Source organism: Salinicola sp. V024, assembly GCF_052645315.1.
Map to the genome: position 1 here is coordinate 333,741 of NZ_JBQXYB010000001.1, position 22,676 is coordinate 356,416.

The window sequence follows — 22,676 nt, forward strand, 5'->3', positions numbered from 1 at the left end:
CTCACTCTTGCTCGTGATGGTCGAGCGTGGGTTTCAAGGCGGCGAAGGCGGCGATAATTTGATCGATCTGAGTCGACTCATGGGCTGCGCTGACGCTGATGCGCAACAGCGCCCGGCCGCCTGGCGTGGCGGGTGGTAAGACCAGATTGACATAGACGCCATGATCGAGCAGCCCGTGCCAGAAGGCGACACCCTGTTGGGGCGACCCCAGCAGGGTGGCGACGACCGGCCCAGGCTCTGGCCCGAGCTCGAAACCGAGCCGTGACAGGCCAAGATACAGACGCTCGGCATTGGCCCATAGACGCTGGCGGAGTTCGCCTCGCGAATGGACGATCTGCAAGGCAGTGCGTACCGATGCGATCGTCGCCGGGGAGGATGAGGCGGTGAAGATATAGGGACGGCTGGCGTAGCGGATCATGTCGAGTTGCGGGTGATGACTGGTGGCGAAACCACCAATGGCGCCCAAACTCTTGCTGAAAGTGCCGACCACGAAGTCGACATCGGCCTCGACGCCCTCGGCTTCGGCCAGGCCGCGGCCGTGGGTGCCAAGCACCCCCAGCGAATGGGCTTCGTCGACCAGCAGATAACCCCCATGCCGACGCTTGACGGCAGCGATCTCGCGCAGCGGTGCCTGGTCCCCCAGCATGCTGTAGATGCCTTCCACCACAATTAGGGCATTGGTGGTGCGCTCGCCTAGACGCCGCAAGCGTTTCTCGAGATCACTGGCGTCGTTGTGACGAAAGCGAATGATGTCGGCGCCAGTGAGACGACACGCATCGTAGATGCTGGCGTGACAATCGGCATCGAGCACGATGACGTCGTCGGCACCGGCCAGGGTGCCGATCAGGCCGAGATTGGCCACGTAACCCGTGGAGAACACGACTGCGGAAGGGCGCGCGAAGAAATGTGCCAGTTCTTCCTCGAGGCGGGTATGGCTGGCGTAGCTACCATTGGCCATGCGCGACCCGGTGGTGCCGGTGCCTTCGCGATCGAGAGCGTCGTGTGCCGCCGCGATGCAGTCACGATCGAAAGTCAGCCCCAGATAGTTATTGGTGCCGGCGAGGATCACCGACCTGCCATCTACGCGCCCTTCGGTGGACGACAGGATTTCGTCGATGCGTGTGCCAATCGGGCTGGGTTCCGTCTGGATCAAGGCGTGGCGCGCATCGCTGAGGGACTGGAATTTATCGAACAGAGACATCATCGGCTCTCGAGCAGTTTGTTGATCGCCTGGGCCAACTGGTTAGGTGTGCGGATATCGGCGAGGACGTTCAGGGGAACGGAGATATTGAATTCGTCTTCGGCATCCAGCATGAGGTCCATTACCTTGACCGAGTCGAGCCCCAACTCGCTAACCAGATCGATGTCGGGGTGAAGATTGCTGTCCGGCGGCGCCAGGCGTTCGAGATGTACCATCAACCGCGCGAGAATCTGTTTGTGTTGGGTCATGCGTGCTCTACCCGTTACTGGCGGCGTTCGCCAGGTCATTGTGATGAAAGAATATGCCCGCAGGCAGCATGGTCACTCCGCCGCCCACTGCCGGCGATCGCCAAGTGCCTGCTCCAGCGTAATCCGCGGTACCCATCCGGTCGCGCGGGTGAGCGCACTATTATGGCATGTCCAGTCGTGATGTCTCAGCTCGCGGAACTTTCCGGGTGTGAGCATCGGCGAACGATGCAATCCGCGCGCCAGCATCAGGTTGACCAGCGCCATGCCGTGCAATATGCCGGCGGGAATTGGCAGGCGACGTACCGGCCCACCGCGCACGGCAGCGCCGATCGCCGCGATGCGCGGCCAAGTGTAGCCGCCCGGGTAGCCATCGTGAAGCTCGAAGGGCACGCTGTCGACGAGGGCGCCGGCCGGAGTGTGATATAGCCAGGCCATCACTGCGTCCACCAGATCGTCGACATGCAGAAACGACAGTCGGGCATCTTGCGGGCCAGTCATCGGCAGCCAGCCGCGCATCAGCATCTCGAACAGCGGTTGTAACTCCCGATCCCCTGGTCCATAAACCGCCGTCGGACGAAATACCGTCACTGCCGGCCGCGCTGACGATGCGACTCGCTGCTCCGCTTGACGTTTGGAGGCGGCATACCAGGAGAGTTCGGGATGGCGCGCGGCCAGCGACGACATCAACAGCAGGCGGGCGCATTGCTGACGCTGCGCCGCCTCGAATAGCCGACCGCTGCCCTCGACATTGATGCGATGGAAGGTGGCGTGATCGGCGCCACGTACCGCGCCGGCGCAATGGATGACCGTATCTGCTCCGTCGACCAGCCGCTCCAGCGCCGCCGTGTCATCGAGCGACCCACTGATCCAGCGGATATGCGGACCTTCTGGTTCGGCTGGCATGCGCCGCGTCAAGGCACGTACTTGCGCGCCATTCTTGACCAACCGGGCGAGCAGCCGGCGGCCGATGAAGCCGGTGGCTCCGGTAAGCGCGACACTCATGGCCATAGGATCAGGATGCAGCACCGGTCCCGACCGCGGACTCGGCTGGCGAAGCCAGACCCAGCGATTCACCGCCCCCTTGCAGGTAGCGTCTGCACGCCTCGCTGCGTGAAAGCTTGCCAGACGACGTGCGCGGCAGCGATCGGGGGGGCAACAGAACGACGCGGCACGCAACACCGAAATCGCTGCGTATCTGGCTGGTCAGCTCCTTGACCAGTTGGTGGCGACGTTGCGTATCGCTGAGACGGCACTGGATCAACATGACAACTGCCTCTTCGTCATCGGCTGCCGCCGTGAACGCGACGACGTCGCCATGCCGGACGCCATGGTAACGCCCGGCAAGGTGCTCGAGATCCTCTGGCCAGATGTTGCGGCCATTGACGAAAATTAGGTCGCGATGACGCCCGGTGATGAACAGCCCCTCATGCGTCAGGTAGCCCAGGTCGCCGGTATCCAGCCAGCCGTTACGAAGCACCCGGTGAGTCTTTTCGGGATTCTGGAAGTACCCCGACATGACGCTGGGGCCGCGCACGGTGACGCGGCCCACTGCACGCTCGGGCAGGGGTCGCCCTTGCTGATCACGAATCACGATTTCGTGGTCAGGCAGCGCGTGACCGCAGTTGACGAAGCTGGTGACGGCGAGATCGCCAGATGCCGATGCCAGGCGGGCGTGAGCATGATGCTCGAGGTGGGTACGATCGATGCGCTCGATGGCGACGCCCTGCTCGAGCGGCGCGAAGCTGACTGCCAGGGAACATTCCGCCAGACCGTAACAGGGTAGAAAGGCCCGCGAATCGAAGCCGGCAGGCGCGAAGCATTCGGCGAAGCGCTCTAGAACATCGGTACGTACCGGCTCTGCGCCAACGCCAGCGACACGCCAGCTCGACAGATCGAGGCGTTCGAGATCGCCACTGCGCAGGCGGCGAGCGCAAATGTCGTAACCAAACGGCGGCGCAAAGGCGATGGTACCGCGATTGCGGCTGAGCAGCGCCAGCCACTGCATCGGCCGCATAGCGAATTCCCGTGCACCCAGGTAATCCACCGAGAGTTGTGATGCCATCGGTCCGAGAACGAAACCGACCAGCCCCATGTCATGGTAGAACGGCAACCACGAGGCGCAACGATCGCCCGGGCGCACCCCCAGTCCGTGGGTAACGATTCCGCGTAGGTTGGCCATTACGGTGGCCTGATCGATCATCACGCCGCGCGGAAAGCCGGTACTGCCCGAGGTGTACTGTAGATAAGCCAGTTCATCCGGCCGCGACGGTTCTAGCGCATGCACATTGGCATTGAGTCGAAGAAATGCCTCATCGCCACCGCTGAACAGCAGCTCGAGTTCGCTGCCGGCCTCGGTCAGGAAGGACTGCATCTCGGCGGGGGCAATCGCGACGCGGGCCTCGCAACTGCGTAGTAGGCGCGCAAGGCGGTCGACGTAGTTGGCATGGTTGCCGAGGCTCATGTTGATCGGCAGCGGTACGGGAACGAAGCCCCCATACTGGCAGCCATAGAAGATCTCCATAAACAGTGGGCTGGTGTCGGCGACGATGGCCACCTTGTCACCCCGTTTTAGCCCCAGGCGACAGAGACGATAAGCCGCCGCCAGGGCGCGCTGGCGCAGCTCGGCGTAGCGCAAGGGGGCGGTGAGACGACCGCGGCCATCATGAAAGTTGTAGCCCGTCACACCCTGCGCGGCGTAATCGAGCGCTTCGGCCAGAGTGGCAAAATCGGCCAGCCGCTGGGGAAGCGGGTTCCGTGTTGGTGTTTTGGTGATATAGAGTTCGGTCATTATTGAGGGGAGTCTCGATCATCGAAGCAGAGGGGTTGTTATAAAGACAATACGTACCAGTTGGACGCACCGTAATCAGTGGCAGTGTCCCGGACCGGCTCGATATACCTTCGTTCCTGCGCGCGGTATCACACCGACATGCCATCTGACGGCGTCGACCCTGAAAGTAACGGCGTGTCATGCGATGGTCATGCCCAATACTGCATGATTGCTGAGCGTATCCGCGTATTGAGCGCAGCGTCGCTGGTATTGGTGGCATCCAGCCTCGGGGGACCGGGCCAACCGGTATCTGTGAACTCGTGGCCCTCGAACGGTTGCGGCGCCGCGTAGCGTGGGATGACATGAAAATGGACATGAGGGTCTAGCATCATCAACATCAGGTAATTGATCTTGTCATAGGCAAAGGCCTGGCTCAGAGCAGCTTCGAGGTCGGTGGTCACCTCGGCCAACTCGGTAAATGCCTCGCGGGGCAGGTCGGGAAAGGTAGTTTCCGGCCCCTTGGCGATCAGCACCAGCGAACCCAACGTCACCTGGGCGTCGCGAAACAGCACGCTCCAGTAACGGTAGTCGCATAAAATATTGTCGGGAGCCCCGAACTTCACCATCGTTGAGTTCGGTTCGGTTTGTGGTTGTGTATTCACGATCCAGGTCCCAAAGATGCTTATCGTACATCTAATATAGAAACAAAACCTTAATGATGGCTTAACTTGTTTAGCAGGCTACCAGAAATCACCACGGCAGTCTTCTTCCCTCCACGGCAGTCTTCTTCCCTCACTGTACTCGGCGATGAAGGTCGGCAGGAAGGTGTTGGCTGTCTCGATATCCTGGATGTCGGCCGGCATCAGCTCCTTGACGAGGCGGTTCAGCAGGGTCTTGTTGGTGCGCTCGACGCGCTCTTTGGCCTTTCACGCATGGGCATAAATAGCGGCGACATCCAGCGTGGCGAGGGTTGGAGAGAACTGCGTGAGTTCTCCTTCACTGTCCGGTCGGTTGAGGCGAAAGATGCTGTGCCGATCCGGGTAGATCAAGACTGGCCGGCCGTGTTTTTCGGGCATGTTCTTCATAGCAGACGCGTTGCAGTGATGTATCAAGATACCTATCATATGGCATTCGATGCGAAATTCCTGAAGCGATCCATTTGCCCGACTGCGGCTTTCGGTCGCCTCCCATCCCGCCGAATCCCGTTGTCGCGATGTATCATGCTGCTCGGTGTGAGGCGGTGCATGCTTAAGGCTTCATGTGAACAGCAACGCTCCTTCCGAAGTGCATATCCCTTCCGACACTCATCATCACGCCGCCACCCCTGGATCGCGTGCCGCCATCGACGTTCGGCCCATCAGGGGGCGCCGGGATCTGGACACCTTCGTGCGTTTGCCGGGCGAACTGCTGAAGCATGATCCGCAGTGGGTGGAACCGCTGCACCTAGAGCGACGTATGCATCTGACCAAGAACCCTGCTTTCGAGCATGTTACCTGGCAGGGATTCATCGCCTGGTCGGGTGGCAGGCCGGTGGGGCGTATCAGTGCCCAGGTCGACAGCCTCCATCGCCAGTATCACGGCGCCGGTACCGGCCACTTCGGCATGCTCGATGCCCTCGACGACCCCGACGTGTTCGAGGCGCTGTTCACCGCCGCGCACACATGGCTGCACGAGCACGGCGCACGGCATATTACCGGTCCCTACAACCTGACCATCAACGAGGAGTGTGGGCTGCTGGTCGACGGTTTCGAGCGGCCGCCTTCGATGATGATGGGGCATGCCGGGCACTACTATGCCTCTCACGTCGAGGCGCAGGGCTATACGCCCGCCAAGGACCTGCTCGCTTACTGGATGTCGACACGTGGTGTCGAATTTACGCCGACGATGAAGCGCATGGTTGATCGCTGGCGCGAGCGGATTCACTTGCGCCCTCTGCGTCGCGACCGCTTCAACGAAGAGCTCGACATCCTGCGCGACATTTTCAACGACGCTTGGGCCAAGAACTGGGGATTCGTACCCTTCACCGATGCCGAATTCCGCGAACTGGGCACCAGTCTCAAGATGCTGGTGCCGTCCGAACTGATCCAGATTGCCGAGATCGACGGCAAGCCCGTCGCATTCATCGTCGGCTTGCCCAACCTCAACGAGGCGATCGCGCCACTGAACGGACGCTTGTGGCCGATAGGATGGCTGCGTCTGCTATGGCGACTCAAGGTGCGCGGGCCAAAGACCGGACGCGTGCCACTGATGGGGGTACGCAGTGAATACCAGTTCAGTCGCCTCGGGCCGACGCTTGCACTGGTGCTGATCGAGTCTATCCAGGCGTCGCTCATCCGCAATGGCATCGAAGCCGTGGAAATGTCCTGGATCCTCGATGACAACGCGGGCATGCGAAATATCCTTGAGCATATCGGAACCGACCTCTACAAGCGTTACCGCCTCTATGAAAAGCATCTCTGAAGGACGGCTTGGCGCCGTGGTGCTGGCGGCGGACCGCCACGCCGACGACCCGGTCGCGCGGGATGCCGGCGTCGCCTGCAAGGCATTGACTCCGGTCGCTGGCATCTCGATGCTGCGCCGCGTATTCAGCGCACTCGACGGCAGTGGGCGTATCGCGCGCATTTGCCTGGCCGGGCCGCCGGTGGCGATCATCGAACGCGAGCCCTTGCTTGGCGAGCTGCTTGGCCGCAACGATGTGAGCTGGGTGGACAATGCCGCGACGCCCAGCGCTAGCGTCGGCGCCGCCCTGCGGTTGCTGCCCGAAGACATGCCGGTGTTGGTGACCACCGCCGATCATGCCCTGCTGACGCCGACTATCGTCACAGCGTTTGTCGATCGCGCTATGGTCAGCGATGGCGATTTCGTAGTGGGTGTGGCACGCCTGGAGACGGTGAAGGCGCGCTTTCCCGGTACGCGACGCACGGCGATACGCCTGTCCGACGGTCCCTACTGCGGCTGCAACCTGTTTGCCTTCACCACACCGCGCGGACGCGCGCTCGCTGACTTTTGGCGCCGGGTCGAACAGCAGCGCAAGCGCCCCTGGCGGGTCATCGGCGGAGCGCTGGGCTGGGGAGCAGTGGTGCGTTATCTGCTCGGGCGCCTGACGCTCGAGCAGGCCCTGGACAGGCTATCCCGCCGGCTCGGTATACGCATTCGGGCCGTGGTGCTGGATCACGCCGAGGCAGCAGTCGACGTGGACACGCCCGCCGACCGGCAGCTCGTCGAAGCCATTCTCGCTGGCGAACGCTGACCGGCGCGCAGCACTCGCAGAGAGGCCGACGAGTCCGAGAAGGAGAAGAGGCGTTCAGTCATGCGCGGTTTCTACTGCTGCGTCGAGCGTCGCCAGGCGGCGCGCCTGCTCAAGATCATGGGGAAAATCGAGTTCGGCCCAGGCGAGCCCCTCGATCGACTGGGTGAAGACCTGGCCCGTCGCGGCAAGCTCGTCGATCACGCTCAGATACCAGCGAGTTAACGCTTCCGGCGTTCGCATGATGCGTTCCAGTGCATTGTGAAACAGTGCACTACCTTCGCCGCGGAAGACCATCATGCCGATGGATTCACCATTGACGACCTGCAGGTCCAGTTTCTTGCCGACGCGGACCAGGCGTTCGCCTTCGAGAATCACCTTCATGTCGTCAGCGTCATAAGCGTTCTTGCGATCGATCGCCAGCGTGATCGGCCCTGATGGTGAGGCCATCAGCCGTTCGAGTACCGGCAGCTCGAACAGCGTATCGCCATTGAGGATCAAAAAGTCGCCATTCATCATCGCAGTTCGTGCCATCCAGCAGCTGGCGAGATTGTCGGCGAGTTCGAAGAATGGATTGAACACGGGCTCTATCACCGCCGGTGCATCCTTGTAGCGCTGGCTCAGGCGCTGCTCGACCTGGGCGGCGGAATAGCCGATTACGACTGATATATGCTCGAAACCGGCGGCGATCAGATGATCGATCTGATGCTCGATCACTGCACGTCCCTGAAATTCGATCAGACATTTGGGCCGGTCGGCCGTATGGGGGAGCAAGCGCTTGCCTTGACCGGCGCTGAGGATGATGGCTCGGCGTGGCTGTGAGTGAACCAAGGAATTCATGATTAATTTCTCTTGAGCTGTAATGGAAAGAAGTGCCAGCAAACATTCAAGTGAAGACTAGGGAGTTTCATCGCAACGCATGGCAACGGGCCCCTTCGTGTTTGCCGTAGTAAAGCGCAAGTCTATAACGTGACTTGCGAAGCGCCACTCATCGCGATAAGGATTGAGCATGCGGCGCGTTACCTTGGCGGACCAATCCGACCCTTGATCCTGGGCGGTGCCGCGTGTGATATCGATGATGCTGTAGCCGGCGTGATCGCGTCCTGTCGCTGGGGTCATCGAGGCGGAGGGCACACCAAGCACAACAGCCTGGCCGGTAGGTGTCGGCAGGCGGGCCTCGAGTTCGCGATGAGCATGGCCGTGCAGTATCAGCTCCACGCCGGCGCGGCGAATGACGCCGGCCAGCGCGGCCGTGTCAGTTAGCCGCTTGCGCCAGCCGATCGTGCCGGCTACCGGCGGATGGTGAATCATTACGACTCTGAAATAGCTCTTTGCCGCGGTGTCGCGCAGGCACGCTTCCAGCCGCGCCAGCTGCTCGTCACCGAGAGTGCCGGTAGCAAATGGCCAAGGCGTTGGCAGCGCAGTCGACACTCCGATCAAGGCGACCCTACCGCGATAGCGCACGAAGGGGAAAGCGTCGTCGGCCGCCTGCCCTGAATCGTCGCTCATGTAGGCCTGCCAGAGACCGATAGTCTGCTGCCATGAGGCATGGGCGTAGGCATCATGGTTACCTGGTACCACCGATACCCTATCGGGAGGGGCAAACGTCTCCAGCCAACCGAGCGCCTGCTGACACTCCATTGGCAGGCCCACCTGGGTCAAGTCGCCGGTCAGGGCGATGTGGTCGTACGATTGGGTATGGATGTCATCGACCAGCGCCTGTAGCACCTCGGGACGGTGCAGGCGACGGCGCTTGCGCCGCCAGGCCCAATAGCCACTGGCGCGCTTATTGCACATCATCCGCCACGCCGATCGAGAGATCGAGGTCAGGTGTGGGTCGGAAAGATGGATAAGGCGTAGTGAAGTGGTTAGTGCGTCAGGGCCCGCAGGCCATGTCTTGATCGGCATAATGGCATAGAATACGCCACCTTGATGCTAATTACCTCTTCGTTTTCGTTGGCATTTGTGACTTTTCAGGGTATCAGCCGCCTGGCTGCTCGCTGAATAAGCCATTGCACACGTGATGAACCATTTGGAAGTGATGATGACAGTAAAGGCGTATCTCGAGGAAAGCTCCGACACGCCGCTATGGGGGCTAACCTCCCGAGAGCGGTTGCAGAAGATGCTGTCTAAGATGGAAGGCATCGAACTGGTTGGCAGTGACGAGTTGGCCGAAATCGGCACGGAAATCCTGGTGCTACGCGCCGACTATGTCTATGACCAGCACGTGCTGAGCGGCCTGGCGAATGCCGAGCAGGTTATCCTGCATGATTCCAATGATCATACGGTCGTGGCCATTCGTACCCGGGTCGATGTAGCAAGTGCCGTCCAGCCGCCGCGCATCGCCGAGTTTGTCGATCATGCGCTCGAGCCGGTCACTCCAAGTAGCGTGGCCTCGGGTCTGGAGTCCAAGCTGCGCAAGTTTGATGCGCCCTGGGTAGCGCGCGTCAGCGCTCAGAATCGCGAGCCGTTGGAAAACGCGCTTTACCGCGCCGCCTATAAAGGTGTCACCGATCTGGTCACCAAATGGGTGTGGCCACTGCCTGCCCGCGCGGTGACGCGATTTTGCGCACGCACTGGTATCCGTCCCAATCATGTCACCTCGCTGAGCTATGTACTGACGCTGCTGGCCGGCGTGTTGTTCTACTATGGCCATTATGGCTCGGGGCTGGTGTGCGCCTGGTTAATGACTTTTCTGGATACGGTCGATGGCAAGCTCGCCCGCGTGACGCTGAACTCGAGTCAGTTCGGCAATCTTTTCGATCATTTGCTCGATCTCATTCATCCGCCTTTCTGGTATCTGGCCTGGGGCTTCGGATTAGTCCTCAACGTGCCCGATAGCATCTACTGGCTTATTTTCATCGGTTACATTGGCGGGCGGCTGTGTGAGGGCGCCTTCAAGACGGCGGCGCCGTTTTCGATGTTCATCTGGCAGCCGTTCGATTCGGTTAACCGGCTCATCACCGCCCGCCGTAACCCTAACCTGATCATCCTGACTCTGGCTTGGTTGTGCGGGGCCCTTTATGTTGGGCTGGTACTGGTCATGTTGTGGACGCTTATTTCCACCGTCGTGTTGGGCGTGCGCGTCTTGATGGCACGGGCAGCGGCGCGGCGTGGCGCCCCGCTGACGCCGTGGCTGTCCAACGTCGATTCCGTGGCCGAACGTTATCCGCTGATGGTCCGCTGGTTCACCTTCTCCGCTCCCTCCATCCGTTCCGGCGGGTAGGGTGGCGCTGATGTGTCATTCTGCTGATGTCCCGTCCCGCATTGGCGTACTGTGCAATCCGCATAGTGGACGCAACCGCCGCCATCTGGCGGCGATTCGCAGCACTGCCGAGCAGCAGGCAGCGCTCTTCGTCTACCGCGAGGCCACGACGCCGGAAGCGATCGTCGAGACGTTGCGTGCGTTTCATGCCGAACGTGTTGAACTGATCGTGGTTGCGGGGGGGGACGGCACGCTACAGGCGGCCCTGACCGGCCTGCTGCGCGACCTGGCGCTGCCGGCCGAAGCGTTGCCAAAGCTGCTGGTAATCGCCGGTGGCACGACCAACATGAGCGCGGCCGATTTCGGCACGCGCTGCCAGCCGCCTGTTGCGCTGGCCAGGCTAGCGGCTTGGCTCGAAGGCCGAGGCCCGGGGCCACGTGCCTGCTCCCGTCCCCTCGTGCGCCTGGCACTGGGGCGCCCGGCCGCGGTACAGTATGGCCTGTTCTTCGGCAGTGGCGCGATCCAGACCGGCGTCGACTACTTTAATAGCCGGATACGTTCTGGTCCGGCGGCGGGAGCGTGGGGGCCACGCCTGGCCTTCCTGCGGGTGGTGGTGTCGATGCTGCGCGGCCGACCCCATCCGCTGCTGCCTGCTGAATCTTGCCGACTGGTGCTGGATCACGACGAGGTGCTGGAAGGCCGTTACCTGCTGTTGCTAGTGTCGACCCTCGAGCGGTTGCTGCTGGGCTCGCGACCGTTCTGGGGAGAACAGTCCGCGCCGTTGCATTTCACCGCGGTACGCTACCCGCCACGCGCCCTGTGGCGACGCCTGCCGGCCATTCTGCTCGGGCGTGGCCGCCAGTCCGTACGCGCCGGGGAAGGCTATGCCAGCCGCAACCTGACATCGCTGCGTCTGGAACTCGATGCAGGCGGCATTCTCGACGGTGAACGCTTCTGGGCCGAGCCCGGCGAAGCCATGGAGCTGTCAGCGACGCCAGCGATCGATTTTCTCGTCTTTGCATGACTTCTTCGTCCACTCCTGAGGCACCCATGCGTACCCCCCATTCCTCTCCGCCAGCGGCGCTGGTCGCTGAGGTTGCCGACCAGGCCGCCCGTCTGCAGCCCGAAGGAGTGGCACCGCTCGTGGACCGTGTGCGGGAACGTTTCGGCCAGGCGACCTGCGCGGTGCTCTTCTATGGCTCCTGCCTGCGCAATCATGATCCGGGTGATGGCGTGGTCGATCTCTATGCGTTGGTCGACCGCTATGCCGCTGTCTACGATCGCCGACTGCTGCGACTGGTCAACGCCTGGTTGCCACCCAATGTGTTCTATCTCGAGGCGCAGGATGCCCAGGGGCGAAGCTTGCGCGCCAAGTGCGCGGTCATCACCCTCGATGATTTCTCGCGTGGGACGACCCGCTGGTTCGAGACCTACCTGTGGGGACGCTTCGCCCAGCCCTGTCGCCTGGCCTACTGTCGCGATGAAGCAACCCGTACGCAGGTGAACGATGCGCTGGCCGGGGCGGTTCTTGCGCTTTGGCGCGCCGCGCTGCCCTGTCTGCCGGACACCTTCGCCGCCGCCGATGGGTGGCGGCAGGCCCTCGCCCTGAGTTACGGTGTCGAACTGCGTCCCGAAGGCGCATCTCGCCCGGCTTCGCTGCTGACCGGGCAGGAGGCGGAGTACCGTCGGCGGCTGGCGGCGGCATCCGAGGCGCTGCCTGGGTTAACGCCGATTGACGACGAGCACCATCGCGACGAGCACCATCGCGATGAGTGCTACCGCAATACGTTGGACGCGACGCAGCGCCGTCGAGGGCGACGCGCCTGGCGCTGGCGGCGCCGACAGGGGCGCATGCTGCATATTGCTAGATTGATGAAGGCAGTTCTGACCTTCGAAAACGGTGTCGATTACGTGGTTTGGAAACTGGAGCGCCACAGTGGCCGGAAAATTCCCGTCAGTGACCGCTTGCGCCGCTATCCGTTGCTGTTCGGTTGGCCGTTGCTGTGGCGGCTGCTGCGCGAGCGCGTGCTGCGCTAATCGCACGAGGAGACGAGTATTGTGAAGGAGTCCTCACCGCCCCCGACAGCCGCAAGGCCTTCCGGTAAGCGCAGGAAACCCTGGTACATCAGGACCGGGCGCAGGCTGCTGACTTCGGTCGACCGCTTTATCGCCCGCCAGTCGCGGGTCGGCGATCCGACCTTCTTCGATCCTGCCGAGTTTGCCTGGGTTCGGCCGCTGGAAGCCGACTGGCAAACCATCCGTGCGGAACTCGACGGCATTCTACGTGAGCGTGATGCGCTGCCCAATTTCCAGGATATTTCCGAGGATCAGGCGCGCATCAGCAAGGACGATCGCTGGAAGACCTTTTTCTTCTATGGCTACGGCTATCGCATGGATGTCAACTGTGCACGCTGTCCCGAAACGACCCGTCTGATCGAAAGTGTGCCGGGGATGAGGACGGCGTTCTTCTCGATTCTCGCGCCCGGCAAGCACATCCCTGCGCACCGCGGCCCGTACAAGGGCGTGATGCGCTACCATCTGGGGCTGCAGGTGCCAGAGCCGCGAGAGCGCTGCCGCATTCGCGTCGGCGACGATATCGGCTACTGGCAGGAAGGTGGTAGCTTGATGTTCGACGATACCTACGAGCACGAGGTATGGAACGACACGGATGGCGTCAGGGTCGTCCTGTTTCTGGATGTCATGCGACCGATGCGCTTTCCGGGTGCGCTGGTCAACCGCCTGGCATTCAACTTGATCCGCCTGTCGCCCTACGTGCAGCGCGCGCGCCGAAATCAGGAACGATGGTCGCAGCGCTAGAGGCTGTTGACGTTTCAGCGAAGACGCCGCTCCCGAAAGGGCGCGGCGTCTTCGCGTGTGGGGCTGACCAAAACCTCACTGGGTGATTTTTTCGAGATGATTATGATTGCGGGTTGAAATTGCCTATGCGAATCATTTACATTTGCTATCACGTTACCAGTGAGGTTCAGCCGTGTACGTCTGTCTCTGTGTAGGGGTCACCGACCGCGATATCGAAAATGCCGTTGCCGACGGCGCGCGCAGCTGGCGTGAAGTGCGTGAAACCACCGGTTGTGCCGGCCAGTGCGGCAAGTGCGCCTGCACCGGCAAGAGCGTGATGCGCGAGGCGATCAGTCAGGAAATGGCGATGGATCTCGATCTGGCTTACGCCGTTTGAGTTCGACCCTCCTTTCTGTCGGAGACGTTTCCCCTTGATTCTGCTGCAATTCATCCTCTGTGCCCGCCGACCGACGCCTTCCCGGTAGCGCGATTCGTTATCAACCGTGTTCCCATCTGCCAATCGCTTGCAGATGCGATCTTGTCGTAACCTACTGTAATAGTTGTAATTTATTCTCCTTTTGAGTGATACTGCCGCTACCGGATCGACACTGCCAATTGTGGTAGCGTGATTCACGCGGGAGAGCGTGGCCAAGCGTGCCTCCCCATCGCCAGACACTGGTTATTCGATGCAATGAGGAGAACACGACAATGAAAGGCGACGCCAAGGTCATTTCCTATCTCAACACCGTGCTCGGCAACGAGCTGGTCGCGATCAACCAGTACTTTCTGCACAGCAAGATGTACAAGGACTGGGGCTTCAGCGTGCTGGCCAAGTGGGAGTACGAGGAATCGATCGAAGAGATGCAGCACGCCGATCGTCTGATCGAGCGCATCCTGTTTCTGGAAGGCATTCCCAACCTGCAGGATCTGGGCAAGCTCAACATTGGTGAGAACTGCCAGGAGATGCTGCAGAGCGATCTCAAGATCGAGCACAAGGCCCGCGCCGATCTGCAGGAAGCGATTCCCTATTGTGAATCCGTCCGTGACTACGTCAGCCGCGATCTGTTCATCAAGATCCTCGACGACGAAGAAGAGCACATCGACAAGCTCGAAGCGGAGCTGGGCCTGATCGACAAGGTCGGCATCCAGAACTATCTGCAGAAGCACATGTTCACGACAGAAAAAGAGTAATCCTCTAGATTCCCTCTAGCGGTCGGCAACTGCGCAACCGCTCTTGCCGTCAATGAAAAGCCCCGATGCCAGTGATGAACTGACATCGGAGCTTTCGCTTATCCGCGGCTATGACTTGAAGTCTTGGCGTCTCGCAGTCTTGACGCCTCGAATTCGTGATCGTATTGAAGTCCCTAGCTTAGCCCAGATCGTTCTTGAGCAGCAGTTCGACCGCGTCGATGCGGGTCATCAAGGTCTCGTCGTCGGCAGCCAGCACGGTGATATGACCGATCTTGCGACCGGGGCGGGGCGCCTTGCCGTAGTCGTGCCAGCGGGTGCCGGGCAGGGCGAGTACCGCATCGCGTTCCGGGAAGGCGCCGATCACGTTGAGCATCGCACACGGTGCCAGACGCTCGGTCTCGCCCAGGGGCAGGCCGGCAATCGCTCGCACGTGATTTTCGAACTGGCTGGTCACCGCGCCCTCGATGCTCCAGTGGCCGGAGTTGTGCACCCGCGGCGCGATCTCGTTGGCGAGCAGGCCGGCGGCGGTGACGAAGAATTCGAACGCCATCACCCCGACGTAGTCGAGCTCGTTCATGACGCGGCTGGCGTAGTCTTCCGCCTGGGCCTGAAGCGGGTGAGAAACCTGTGGCACCGAGCAGTGCAGAATGCCCTGACGATGCTCGTTGCGCACCACCGGCCAGTGGCGGATTTCGCCGTCGCGGCTGCGCACGGCAATCACCGAGATCTCGTGGTCGAAGTCGATGAAGCCTTCGAGGATCAGCGGTACGCCGCCCAGTTCGTCGAAGGTGCCGGCGACATCCTCGGGCCCGCGTAGCACTTTCTGGCCCTTGCCGTCGTAACCCATGGTGCGCGTCTTGATCACCACCGGCAGGCCGATCTCGCTGACCGCGGTGTCGATATCGGCCTGACTGTCGATCCGGGCGATCGGTGGCACGTCGATATCCAGCGAGCGGAACAGCGACTTCTCGAGCCAGCGATCCCGCGCCGTGGCGAGCGCCTGTGCCGGCGGATAAGCCGGGCGCTGTTCGGCCAGGCGTTCTACCGCTTCGGCCGGCACGTTCTCGAATTCGAAGGTGATCGCGTCGCAGGTCGCGGTCAGTGTGTTCAGCGCCTCCGGATCCTGCCAGTCGGCTTGCAGATGCTGGCCGTGGGCGGCGGCACACGGCTCGCTGCCCGGATCGAGAAAGGTGAAGCGCAGGTCCAGCGGTGCGCCTGCCTGGGCGAGCATGCGGCCGAGCTGGCCGCCACCGACGATTCCGATTCGCATGGTCACTCCTGGTCTTCGGGTCGAGGATCGGGGTTGTCGAGCACCTTGCGCGTCTGTTCGGCGCGGTAGGCTTCCAGCGCTTCACGAATGCGCTCGTCGTGATTGGCCAGCATGGCGGCGGCCAGCAGGGCGGCGTTGATCGCCCCGGCGCGGCCGATCGCCAGCGTCGCGGTGGGGATGCCGGCCGGCATCTGGACGATGGAAAGCAGCGAATCGACGCCGGAAAGCGTGCTCGATTTCACCGGTACGCCGAGTACCGGCAGCCGCGTCTTGGCGGCGCACATGCCCGGCAGATGGGCGGCACCACCGGCACCGGCGATGATCACTTCCAACCCGCGGTCGGCAGCGGTTTCGGCGTACTCGAACAGCAGATCCGGCGTGCGGTGAGCGGAGACCACCTTGGTTTCATGCTCGATACCCAGCTTTTCCAGGGTCTCGACGGTATGGCAGAGAGTCGACCAGTCCGACTTCGAGCCCATGATCACGCCGACGCGTACGCTCATGCTTCCTCCCGGGGAAATGATTCGCCGGCCCTTGTTGGAGATACCACCGTGTAGGTTGTGGCTCCCACCGTGTGGATTGTCGGGCCGTCGTTTGGAAAGCAGCGCATTGTACGGGAATACGGAAAATCGATCAGCCGTAAAATCGTTCCTGCGGGAAACCATCGTCTTCTAGGCAGCGTTCAGCGGAATGCTTTCTCCAGCGCGAACCGTGCGACCGGCTCGTCGCTGACGCTGACCTGCTCGCAGAACATGGCGAGCGGGCGCACCCACAGGCCGTAGTCGCCATAGAGCGCGCGATAGATCACCAGCCACTCTTCGGTTTCGCTGTGCTGAGCGACATCCAGCACCTCGTAGAGCTGGCCCTTGTAGTGGCGATAGATGCCCGGCACCGGCTTTGGGTGGTCACTCATCAAGAAATCTCCTGGGTGGCGGCTGATGCTTCTTTGTCTGCCGATGTTTCCATCTCTTCGGCGGCGCGTTTGGCCCGGTCGGCCAGGCGGGTCAGTACGCGCCCGGCGGCGACGAAGCCGAAAGTCCCGGTGACCACGCTGACCGCACCGAAGCCGGCGGCGCAGTCGAGCCGTGTGGCCTGCCCCGGGGCCGGTTTCTGCAGGCAGACTTCGCCATCTTCACCAGGGTAGACCAGCTGCTCGTCCGAATAGACGCACTCGACGCCGAAGCGACGCTTGGGATTGCGCGAGAAGCCGAAATCGCGGCGCAGTTTCGAGCGCACTTTGGCCAGCAGCGGATCGTGTTCGGTGCGAGTGAGATCGGCCACGCGCACGCGGGTCGGATCGCTCTGACCACCGGCGCCGCCGGTCACCGTGATCGGCAGCTTGCGCCGGTTGCAGTAGTGGATCAGCGCGGCCTTGGCGCCGACATGGTCGATGGCGTCGATCACGTGGTCGGCATCAATCGGAATCCGCTCGGCCAGATTGGTCGGGGTAATGAAAGCGGCGTCGGCATGAATCTCGATCCCCGGCCAGATCGCGCGGCAGCGTTCGGCCAGCACCTCGACCTTGGGCTTGCCGATTTGGCCGTCCAGCGCATGGAGCTGGCGGTTGACGTTGGAGACGCAGACATCGTCCAGATCGATCAGGGTCAGCTTACCGATGCCGGAACGCGCCAGCGCCTCGGCGCTCCAGCTGCCTACGCCGCCCACGCCGATCACCACGACATGCGCGCGACGAAACGCGTTGGCCGCACGGGTGCCGTAGAGGCGGCGGATGCCACCGAAGCGAAAGTCGTAATCGTCGTTGTCTCGGGTCTCGGTCAATTCGGTCATGGGCTCTCGATCATAAAGGGATGTCGATCGGTTCGGCAGCCTCAGCGGCGCTGGTGCCATCTTCCCACCGGGCACCGTTCCGCGTCAGATGCGCCTGCCAGCCGAACCGCGTGAGCAGGGCGGAAAAATGATCGTCGAGGGCCGCTTCCAGCGTCAGCGTGCGGTCCTCGAACGGGTGTCGAAATTGCAAGAAAACCGCTGCAAGCAGCAGGTGCGGGCAGTCCAGATGATCGCGAAAGTAGCGGTTGTGAACGCCCTTGCCATGCTTGGCATCATTGATGATCGGGTGCCCGCAGTGGGCCAGGTGACGCCGAATCTGATGGCGCCGGCCCGTCTCCGGTCGCGCTTCCATCAGCGAATAGCGCGAGTGCGGATAGCGATCGACCGCCACCGGGATCTCCACCGTCGCCAGCCGCCGAAAATGGGTCAGTGCGGCTTGCGCTGGCATCTCTGCCTTGGGCCGAGTGCCGTCTTCTTCACGTAACGGCGCATCGACGCTGACCGTCTCCGGCCCCCAGCCGCGAACCACCGCCAGATAGCGCTTGGTCATCTGCTGCTCGGTGAACGCCAGGCTCAGCGCAGCGGCGGCATCGCTGTCCAGCGCGAACAGCAGGACGCCGCCGGTAGGACGATCCAGCCGGTGCACCGGATAGACGTGCTGGCCGATCTGATCGCGCAGCGTCTGCATCACGAAACGGGTTTCGCCGCGGGCCAGCGCCGTACGATGCACCAGCATGCCGGGCGGCTTGGCCACGGCGATCAGGCGTGCATCGCGATAGATGACCGGCAGCGGACCTAGGCGCTCGGTTGGGGTAAGCGGCGCGGTCATGAATTGGCCAGGGAAGTCGAGTAGAGCGCTATTGTCGGGGCTGACGCGGGCGATCTCAAGGGCCGGGCTGGACAGGGAGGCTGGACATGAGGGCTGGGCATGAGGGCTGGGCATCCACGCTGAGTAAGGCTAGCCTCGGGACAACGAATGAACCCTCGGAATGAGCCTGTGCCCATGAGTGATATCGATTCCCCGCATCTGGTCGTGCTGACCGGTGCCGGCATCAGCGCCGAAAGCGGCCTCAAGACCTTCCGCGATGGCGATGGCTTGTGGGAAAACCACCGCGTCGAGGATGTCGCAACGCCCGAAGCCTGGGCCCGGGATCCGGCGAGCGTGCTGCGCTTCTACGACGAGCGCCGCGAGCAGACCCGCCGCGCGCAGCCGAACGCCGCACATCGGGCGCTGGCCGAACTCGAGGCCGTGGGCTTTCGCGTCAGCGTGATCACCCAGAACATCGACGATCTGCACGAGCGCGCCGGTTCCCGTGAGGTGTTGCACCTGCATGGTGAAATCCTGCTGGCGCGCTCATCCGCCGACGCCAACCTGCGTTATCCGGTGGACGAGACCTCGACGAAGGGCACCATCGCCATCGGCGATCTGTGCGACAAGGGCAGCCAGCTGCGCCCGGACGTGGTCTGGTTCGGCGAGGCCGTACCGCGCTATGCCGACGCCTGCGACATCGTTGCCGAGGCCGACGCGTTGCTGGTCGTCGGCACCTCGCTGGCGGTCATGCCCGCCGCGATGCTGCTGGATCAGGCCCCGTTCGAGGCGCCGTGCTGGCTGGTCGACCCTCACGCGAAAGAACTGGCGCCGCCGGGGGTGAGTCCCATCGCCGAACCGGCCAGTCGCGGCGTGCCGGAGCTGGTGGCGCGCTGGAAAGCGCAGGGCGACTTTGCTGGCTGAGCGTTGTGACTGACTGGGCGTTTAAACTGGCGGCGCGTTTCGTCTGGCAGGGTGTTTCGCACCATTAGCGGCCTTTTGCCTATTTAGTCGCGGCGTCCGGTGCGGCAAAATGGCGCGCCCGGTCGGCGTCGGCGTGATATCACCTCGGCATCGGCCCCAACAGAGCCGCTCGAGCGGCCCAGGTGTGCCAAGCCGGCACGCCACTCATCGCTAGGACATTTCATCATGTTTGAACGCATCAACCGGTTGTTCCCGGTCTGGGCCGTCTTGCTGGCCGTCATCGCCGCTTTCGAGCCGCAGCTCTTCGTCGGGCTGAAGGCGGATATCACGACCCTGCTGGTGGTGATCATGTTTGCCATGGGCCTGACGCTGACCCGCGAAGACTTCGCGCGGGTGATCAAGTCGCCCAAGCCGATCGCCGTCGGCGTCGTGCTGCAGTTTCTGATCATGCCCGTTGCTGCGCTGCTGGTGTCTCGCGTGCTACAGCTCAGCCCGGAGCTGACCACCGGCATGATCCTGGTCGGCGCCACCGCGGGCGGCACCTCTTCCAACGTGATGACCTGGCTCGCCGGCGGTCACGTCGCGCTGTCGGTCTCGATGACCATGGTTTCCACCGTGATTTCGGTCGTCGCCACGCCGTTCATCACCTGGCTGCTGGTCGGCCAGAGCATCGACGTGCCGGTTCTCGGCATGCTGGTGAGCATCGCCAAGCTGGTCATCGCGCCGATCGCGCTGGGCGTTATCGTGCATCACCTGCTGGGCGCGCGTATCCGCAAGATCGAATCGGCGCTGGCCACGCTCGCCATGGCCGCCATCGTGCTGATCATCGCCATCGTCGTCGCGCTCAATGCCGGCAACCTGTCCACGCTGGGGCCGATCGTCGCGATCGCCGTCATCGCCCACAACGGCATCGGGCTCACCGCCGGTTACTGGCTGAGCCGCGCGCTGGGCTTCGACATTCGCACCGCTCGTACCATCGCTTTCGAGGTCGGCCTGCAGAACTCCGGCCTCGCGGTCTCGCTTGCCAACCAGTTCTTCACCGCCGGTGCCGCGCTGCCGGGGGCGCTGTTCTCCGTCTGGCATAACGTCTCCGGTTCGCTGCTGGCGGGTTACTGGAAACAGCGGGGTGTTCGCGCCAAGGGCACGACGGCAGAAGCGAGCGAGAGCGTCAGCCGCTGAGATCGATACGAATGTTGTCTTAATTCCGACGCTGGAGAAGCGGGGCGAAGTGCTAGAATGCGCGCCCCGCTTTTTTGTGCGCGAGACAGCCGAACCATGCGTGATGATGCCGAACTGACGACCGAATCCCGGCCGCCGAGCGAGACCGAGTTTCCGAGTGCCGAGGCCAGCCGCGAAGCGGTCGTCGGTGACGCGACCCCGCCGCGCCGCGAATTCAAGGCGCGAGGCAGCTTCGTCGAGCGTTGCGACGGCTGCCGTCTGCCGGTGCTCAACTGCCTGTGCCCTTATCGGGTCATGGCGACGAGCGATGCCCAGGTATGGCTGCTGACGCATCCCTACGAGCACAACAAGCCCACCAACACCGGGCGCCTGATCGCCGATGTGCTGCCGCTGACCCAGACCTTCACCTGGTATCGCACCGCACCGGAGGCGCGCCTGCTCGAACTGCTGGCGGACCGGCGCTACGTGCCGTTCGTGGTTTTTCCCGATGACCAGCCGGACTATCAGCATCGCGTGGTCGACGAGCGTGCGGTGATCAGCGCCAAGCAGGATGGCTTCATTCCGGTGTTCATCCTGATCGATGGCACCTGGCGTCAGGCGCGGCGGATCTTCCGCAAGAGCCCGTATCTGGATGGCCTGCCGGTGCTGCCGCTGCATACGGATCGATTGACGCGCTACCGGCTGCGCAAGCCGGCTTCCGCCTCGCACCTCTGCACTGCCGAAGTCGCCGCCGAACTGCTGCGCAAGACGGGGGATGTCACCGCCGCCAGTGTGCTGGACGACTACTTCGACGCCTTCAACGAGAGCTACGCCGCGAGCCGCTTCTATCACAAGCTCGAAAAGCCCAACGCCGCCATGCAGCGTCTGCTCGACCGGCGAGCCACCGGTTCCACCTACGCCTGAATCGGGCTGACCGTTCTTTCCGGGACCAGGACCGAGACGGCCGAGTTCTGGCCTCTGATCCTCCTGCCCGCGGCGCTGACGTGGCGGGGCGGCAGACGGCTGTCGTTGTTTTTCTCGTGGCCTTTTCCGTCGCCTTTTCTCATGGCATGCAGGAATGCGAGGATTGATAAATTGTTATGATATAACGTATTGTGTCGTTGGCAGGTAAGCCCATACGTGAGTCAGAAACAGAGAATCAATCGATGAAATTATTATCAGCGCAGAGCGCAGAGCGCGGGCGTGGTGGCGATCGGTTTGTTGGCGATGGGGAGCTGGCAGACGGCGCTCGCGGCGAACCATGATCATGATCACGACCATGAGCACGGCGATCACGGACACAGCCATGCACACGGCCACGACCACGACCATGACCACGACCATGACCACGACCAGGATATCCACGCAGGCTACTTCGACGACGACCAGGTCGAGGATCGACAGCTCTCCGACTGGGCAGGGGAGTGGCAGTCCGTCTATCCCTATCTCCAGGACGGCACACTCGACCCGGTGTTCGCCCACAAGGCCGAGCACGGCGACAAGAGCGCCGACGAGTACAAGGCCTATTACGAAAAGGGCTATCGGACCGACGTGAACCGTATCGTCATCGACGGCGACAAGGTCACTTTTTTTGATGACGGCGAAGCGCATACCGGCGAGTACACCTACGACGGCTACGAGATACTGACCTACGAAGCCGGCAATCGTGGCGTGCGCTATATCTTCGAGCGGGAAGGCGGCGATGACGACGCCCCGCAGTACTTCCAGTTCAGCGACCACGCCATCTCGCCCACCGATGCGGACCACTACCACATCTATATGGGTGACGATCGCGACGCGCTGCTCGACGAAGTCGTCAACTGGCCTACCTACTATCCTGCCGATCTGAGCGGTGAAGAGGTCGCCGAAGAGATGATGGCGCACTAAGCGCTATTCCGGGCCTCCGCTGCACTCGCATCGGAGGCCCCGGTAATGTTATCGTCTGCGCCGTGCGCCCGAGTGGCTCAACTGGATAGAGCAACGGCCTTCGAAGCCGTGGGTTGCAGGTTCGAGTCCTGCCTCGGGCGCCATATCGACTTCCTAAGCGTTCCAAAATGTTCCAATAAAACACTG

The 22,676-nt window shown here is 62.4% G+C and carries 24 protein-coding genes and 1 tRNA gene; 13 read left to right on the plus strand and 12 right to left on the minus strand.

The annotated features are described in order from the left end of the window. Position 1 precedes the first annotated feature (1 nt). From spt to ACUN9V_RS01485, 5 genes are all read right to left on the minus strand, one after another. The gene (gene spt / locus ACUN9V_RS01465) at positions 2-1,201 is read right to left on the minus strand and encodes a serine palmitoyltransferase (RefSeq protein ID WP_445510084.1); all 1,200 of its coding nucleotides are present in this window, start codon (positions 1,199-1,201) and stop codon (positions 2-4) included. Then, positions 1,201-1,449 carry an acyl carrier protein gene (locus ACUN9V_RS01470; protein WP_445510085.1) on the minus strand — a complete coding sequence of 83 codons (249 nt, stop codon included), beginning with the start codon at positions 1,447-1,449 and terminating at the stop codon, positions 1,201-1,203. Before ACUN9V_RS01470 ends, spt begins: the two co-directional genes overlap by 1 nt. Before the next feature lie 72 nt (positions 1,450-1,521). After that, the gene (locus tag ACUN9V_RS01475) at positions 1,522-2,451 is read right to left on the minus strand and encodes an NAD-dependent epimerase/dehydratase family protein (RefSeq protein ID WP_445510086.1); all 930 of its coding nucleotides are present in this window, start codon (positions 2,449-2,451) and stop codon (positions 1,522-1,524) included. A gap of 10 nt (positions 2,452-2,461) precedes the next feature. Further along, positions 2,462-4,237, minus strand: a complete 1,776-nt coding sequence (locus ACUN9V_RS01480; RefSeq protein ID WP_445510087.1) for a fatty acyl-AMP ligase — start codon at positions 4,235-4,237, stop codon at positions 2,462-2,464. Between the two features lie 188 nt (positions 4,238-4,425). Then, on the minus strand, positions 4,426-4,842 hold the full coding sequence (locus ACUN9V_RS01485) for an HIT family protein (RefSeq protein ID WP_445510088.1): 417 nt from the start codon (positions 4,840-4,842) through the stop codon (positions 4,426-4,428). Positions 4,843-5,476: 634 nt separating this feature from the next. On the opposite strand from ACUN9V_RS01485, the gene ACUN9V_RS01490 reads away from it, so the two are divergent. Then, the gene (locus ACUN9V_RS01490; RefSeq protein WP_445510089.1) at positions 5,477-6,676 is read left to right on the plus strand and encodes a hypothetical protein; all 1,200 of its coding nucleotides are present in this window, start codon (positions 5,477-5,479) and stop codon (positions 6,674-6,676) included. Further along, positions 6,660-7,466, plus strand: coding sequence for an NTP transferase domain-containing protein (locus tag ACUN9V_RS01495; protein WP_445510090.1), 807 nt, complete (start codon positions 6,660-6,662; stop codon positions 7,464-7,466). The genes ACUN9V_RS01490 and ACUN9V_RS01495 overlap by 17 nt, the downstream gene beginning before the upstream one ends. A gap of 54 nt (positions 7,467-7,520) precedes the next feature. On the opposite strand, the gene ACUN9V_RS01500 is transcribed toward ACUN9V_RS01495, so the two are convergent. After that, positions 7,521-8,303, minus strand: a complete 783-nt coding sequence (locus ACUN9V_RS01500) for a phosphocholine cytidylyltransferase family protein (RefSeq protein WP_445510091.1) — start codon at positions 8,301-8,303, stop codon at positions 7,521-7,523. A gap of 57 nt (positions 8,304-8,360) precedes the next feature. Beyond that, on the minus strand, positions 8,361-9,371 hold the full coding sequence (locus ACUN9V_RS01505; protein WP_445510092.1) for a metallophosphoesterase family protein: 1,011 nt from the start codon (positions 9,369-9,371) through the stop codon (positions 8,361-8,363). Between the two features lie 133 nt (positions 9,372-9,504). Here ACUN9V_RS01505 and ACUN9V_RS01510 point away from each other — a divergent pair, with 133 nt between their 5' ends. From ACUN9V_RS01510 to bfr, 6 genes are all read left to right on the plus strand, one after another. After that, positions 9,505-10,689 carry a CDP-alcohol phosphatidyltransferase family protein gene (locus ACUN9V_RS01510; protein WP_445510358.1) on the plus strand — a complete coding sequence of 395 codons (1,185 nt, stop codon included), beginning with the start codon at positions 9,505-9,507 and terminating at the stop codon, positions 10,687-10,689. A gap of 10 nt (positions 10,690-10,699) precedes the next feature. Further along, positions 10,700-11,692, plus strand: coding sequence for a diacylglycerol/lipid kinase family protein (locus ACUN9V_RS01515; RefSeq protein WP_445510093.1), 993 nt, complete (start codon positions 10,700-10,702; stop codon positions 11,690-11,692). A gap of 26 nt (positions 11,693-11,718) precedes the next feature. Continuing rightward, positions 11,719-12,705 carry a hypothetical protein gene (locus ACUN9V_RS01520; protein WP_445510094.1) on the plus strand — a complete coding sequence of 329 codons (987 nt, stop codon included), beginning with the start codon at positions 11,719-11,721 and terminating at the stop codon, positions 12,703-12,705. Positions 12,706-12,726: 21 nt separating this feature from the next. Beyond that, entirely contained in the window at positions 12,727-13,485 is a 759-nt protein-coding gene (locus tag ACUN9V_RS01525; protein ID WP_445510095.1) for an aspartyl/asparaginyl beta-hydroxylase domain-containing protein, read from the plus strand. Between the two features lie 172 nt (positions 13,486-13,657). Beyond that, positions 13,658-13,861, plus strand: coding sequence for a (2Fe-2S)-binding protein (locus ACUN9V_RS01530; protein WP_445510096.1), 204 nt, complete (start codon positions 13,658-13,660; stop codon positions 13,859-13,861). Between the two features lie 311 nt (positions 13,862-14,172). Continuing rightward, positions 14,173-14,655 carry a bacterioferritin gene (bfr, locus tag ACUN9V_RS01535; protein ID WP_075562680.1) on the plus strand — a complete coding sequence of 161 codons (483 nt, stop codon included), beginning with the start codon at positions 14,173-14,175 and terminating at the stop codon, positions 14,653-14,655. Between the two features lie 178 nt (positions 14,656-14,833). Here the strand turns inward: bfr and ACUN9V_RS01540 are convergent, their stop codons facing one another. From ACUN9V_RS01540 to ACUN9V_RS01560, 5 genes are all read right to left on the minus strand, one after another. Next, positions 14,834-15,925, minus strand: a complete 1,092-nt coding sequence (locus tag ACUN9V_RS01540; protein WP_445510097.1) for a 5-(carboxyamino)imidazole ribonucleotide synthase — start codon at positions 15,923-15,925, stop codon at positions 14,834-14,836. A gap of 2 nt (positions 15,926-15,927) precedes the next feature. Beyond that, entirely contained in the window at positions 15,928-16,428 is a 501-nt protein-coding gene (gene purE / locus ACUN9V_RS01545; protein ID WP_075562678.1) for a 5-(carboxyamino)imidazole ribonucleotide mutase, read from the minus strand. Between the two features lie 179 nt (positions 16,429-16,607). Next, complete coding sequence (locus ACUN9V_RS01550; protein WP_439305129.1) at positions 16,608-16,838, minus strand: DUF1653 domain-containing protein; 231 nt, start codon at positions 16,836-16,838, stop codon at positions 16,608-16,610. After that, positions 16,838-17,713: a tRNA cyclic N6-threonylcarbamoyladenosine(37) synthase TcdA gene (tcdA, locus tag ACUN9V_RS01555; protein WP_445510098.1), complete on the minus strand. Its 876-nt coding sequence runs from the start codon at positions 17,711-17,713 to the stop codon at positions 16,838-16,840. The genes ACUN9V_RS01550 and tcdA overlap by 1 nt, the downstream gene beginning before the upstream one ends. A 10-nt stretch (positions 17,714-17,723) precedes the next feature. Next, positions 17,724-18,542, minus strand: coding sequence for a pseudouridine synthase (locus ACUN9V_RS01560; protein ID WP_445510099.1), 819 nt, complete (start codon positions 18,540-18,542; stop codon positions 17,724-17,726). Between the two features lie 174 nt (positions 18,543-18,716). Here ACUN9V_RS01560 and ACUN9V_RS01565 point away from each other — a divergent pair, with 174 nt between their 5' ends. From ACUN9V_RS01565 to ACUN9V_RS01585, 5 genes are all read left to right on the plus strand, one after another. Further along, on the plus strand, positions 18,717-19,445 hold the full coding sequence (locus ACUN9V_RS01565) for an SIR2 family NAD-dependent protein deacylase (protein ID WP_445510100.1): 729 nt from the start codon (positions 18,717-18,719) through the stop codon (positions 19,443-19,445). A gap of 225 nt (positions 19,446-19,670) precedes the next feature. Further along, positions 19,671-20,624 (plus strand): bile acid:sodium symporter family protein, encoded by a 954-nt coding sequence (locus ACUN9V_RS01570; protein WP_445510101.1) that lies wholly within the window; start codon positions 19,671-19,673, stop codon positions 20,622-20,624. Positions 20,625-20,720: 96 nt separating this feature from the next. Further along, positions 20,721-21,527, plus strand: a complete 807-nt coding sequence (locus tag ACUN9V_RS01575; RefSeq protein WP_445510102.1) for a tRNA-uridine aminocarboxypropyltransferase — start codon at positions 20,721-20,723, stop codon at positions 21,525-21,527. Between the two features lie 303 nt (positions 21,528-21,830). Beyond that, positions 21,831-22,490 carry a metal-binding protein ZinT gene (locus ACUN9V_RS01580; protein ID WP_445510359.1) on the plus strand — a complete coding sequence of 220 codons (660 nt, stop codon included), beginning with the start codon at positions 21,831-21,833 and terminating at the stop codon, positions 22,488-22,490. Between the two features lie 66 nt (positions 22,491-22,556). Further along, a tRNA-Arg gene (locus ACUN9V_RS01585) sits at positions 22,557-22,633 on the plus strand. Positions 22,634-22,676 lie beyond the last annotated feature (43 nt).

Excerpts from the sequence above, each read along its gene's own strand:
- ACUN9V_RS01510 (WP_445510358.1), top strand. The coding sequence starts at position 9,505 with ATGATGACAGTAAAGGCGTATCTCGAGGAAAGCTCCGACACGCCGCTA.
- ACUN9V_RS01495 (WP_445510090.1), top strand. The coding sequence starts at position 6,660 with ATGAAAAGCATCTCTGAAGGACGGCTTGGCGCCGTGGTGCTGGCGGCG.
- bfr (WP_075562680.1), top strand. The coding sequence starts at position 14,173 with ATGAAAGGCGACGCCAAGGTCATTTCCTATCTCAACACCGTGCTCGGC.
- ACUN9V_RS01565 (WP_445510100.1), top strand. The coding sequence starts at position 18,717 with ATGAGTGATATCGATTCCCCGCATCTGGTCGTGCTGACCGGTGCCGGC.
- purE (WP_075562678.1), bottom strand. The coding sequence starts at position 16,428 with ATGAGCGTACGCGTCGGCGTGATCATGGGCTCGAAGTCGGACTGGTCG.
- spt (WP_445510084.1), bottom strand. The coding sequence starts at position 1,201 with ATGTCTCTGTTCGATAAATTCCAGTCCCTCAGCGATGCGCGCCACGCC.
- ACUN9V_RS01470 (WP_445510085.1), bottom strand. The coding sequence starts at position 1,449 with ATGACCCAACACAAACAGATTCTCGCGCGGTTGATGGTACATCTCGAA.
- ACUN9V_RS01475 (WP_445510086.1), bottom strand. The coding sequence starts at position 2,451 with ATGAGTGTCGCGCTTACCGGAGCCACCGGCTTCATCGGCCGCCGGCTG.
- ACUN9V_RS01520 (WP_445510094.1), top strand. The coding sequence starts at position 11,719 with ATGCGTACCCCCCATTCCTCTCCGCCAGCGGCGCTGGTCGCTGAGGTT.
- ACUN9V_RS01515 (WP_445510093.1), top strand. The coding sequence starts at position 10,700 with ATGTGTCATTCTGCTGATGTCCCGTCCCGCATTGGCGTACTGTGCAAT.
- tcdA (WP_445510098.1), bottom strand. The coding sequence starts at position 17,713 with ATGACCGAATTGACCGAGACCCGAGACAACGACGATTACGACTTTCGC.
- ACUN9V_RS01580 (WP_445510359.1), top strand. The coding sequence starts at position 21,831 with ATGGGGAGCTGGCAGACGGCGCTCGCGGCGAACCATGATCATGATCAC.
- ACUN9V_RS01485 (WP_445510088.1), bottom strand. The coding sequence starts at position 4,842 with ATGGTGAAGTTCGGGGCTCCCGACAATATTTTATGCGACTACCGTTAC.
- ACUN9V_RS01505 (WP_445510092.1), bottom strand. The coding sequence starts at position 9,371 with ATGCCGATCAAGACATGGCCTGCGGGCCCTGACGCACTAACCACTTCA.
- ACUN9V_RS01550 (WP_439305129.1), bottom strand. The coding sequence starts at position 16,838 with ATGAGTGACCACCCAAAGCCGGTGCCGGGCATCTATCGCCACTACAAG.
- ACUN9V_RS01480 (WP_445510087.1), bottom strand. The coding sequence starts at position 4,237 with ATGACCGAACTCTATATCACCAAAACACCAACACGGAACCCGCTTCCC.
- ACUN9V_RS01560 (WP_445510099.1), bottom strand. The coding sequence starts at position 18,542 with ATGACCGCGCCGCTTACCCCAACCGAGCGCCTAGGTCCGCTGCCGGTC.
- ACUN9V_RS01570 (WP_445510101.1), top strand. The coding sequence starts at position 19,671 with ATGTTTGAACGCATCAACCGGTTGTTCCCGGTCTGGGCCGTCTTGCTG.
- ACUN9V_RS01575 (WP_445510102.1), top strand. The coding sequence starts at position 20,721 with ATGCGTGATGATGCCGAACTGACGACCGAATCCCGGCCGCCGAGCGAG.
- ACUN9V_RS01540 (WP_445510097.1), bottom strand. The coding sequence starts at position 15,925 with ATGCGAATCGGAATCGTCGGTGGCGGCCAGCTCGGCCGCATGCTCGCC.
- ACUN9V_RS01500 (WP_445510091.1), bottom strand. The coding sequence starts at position 8,303 with ATGAATTCCTTGGTTCACTCACAGCCACGCCGAGCCATCATCCTCAGC.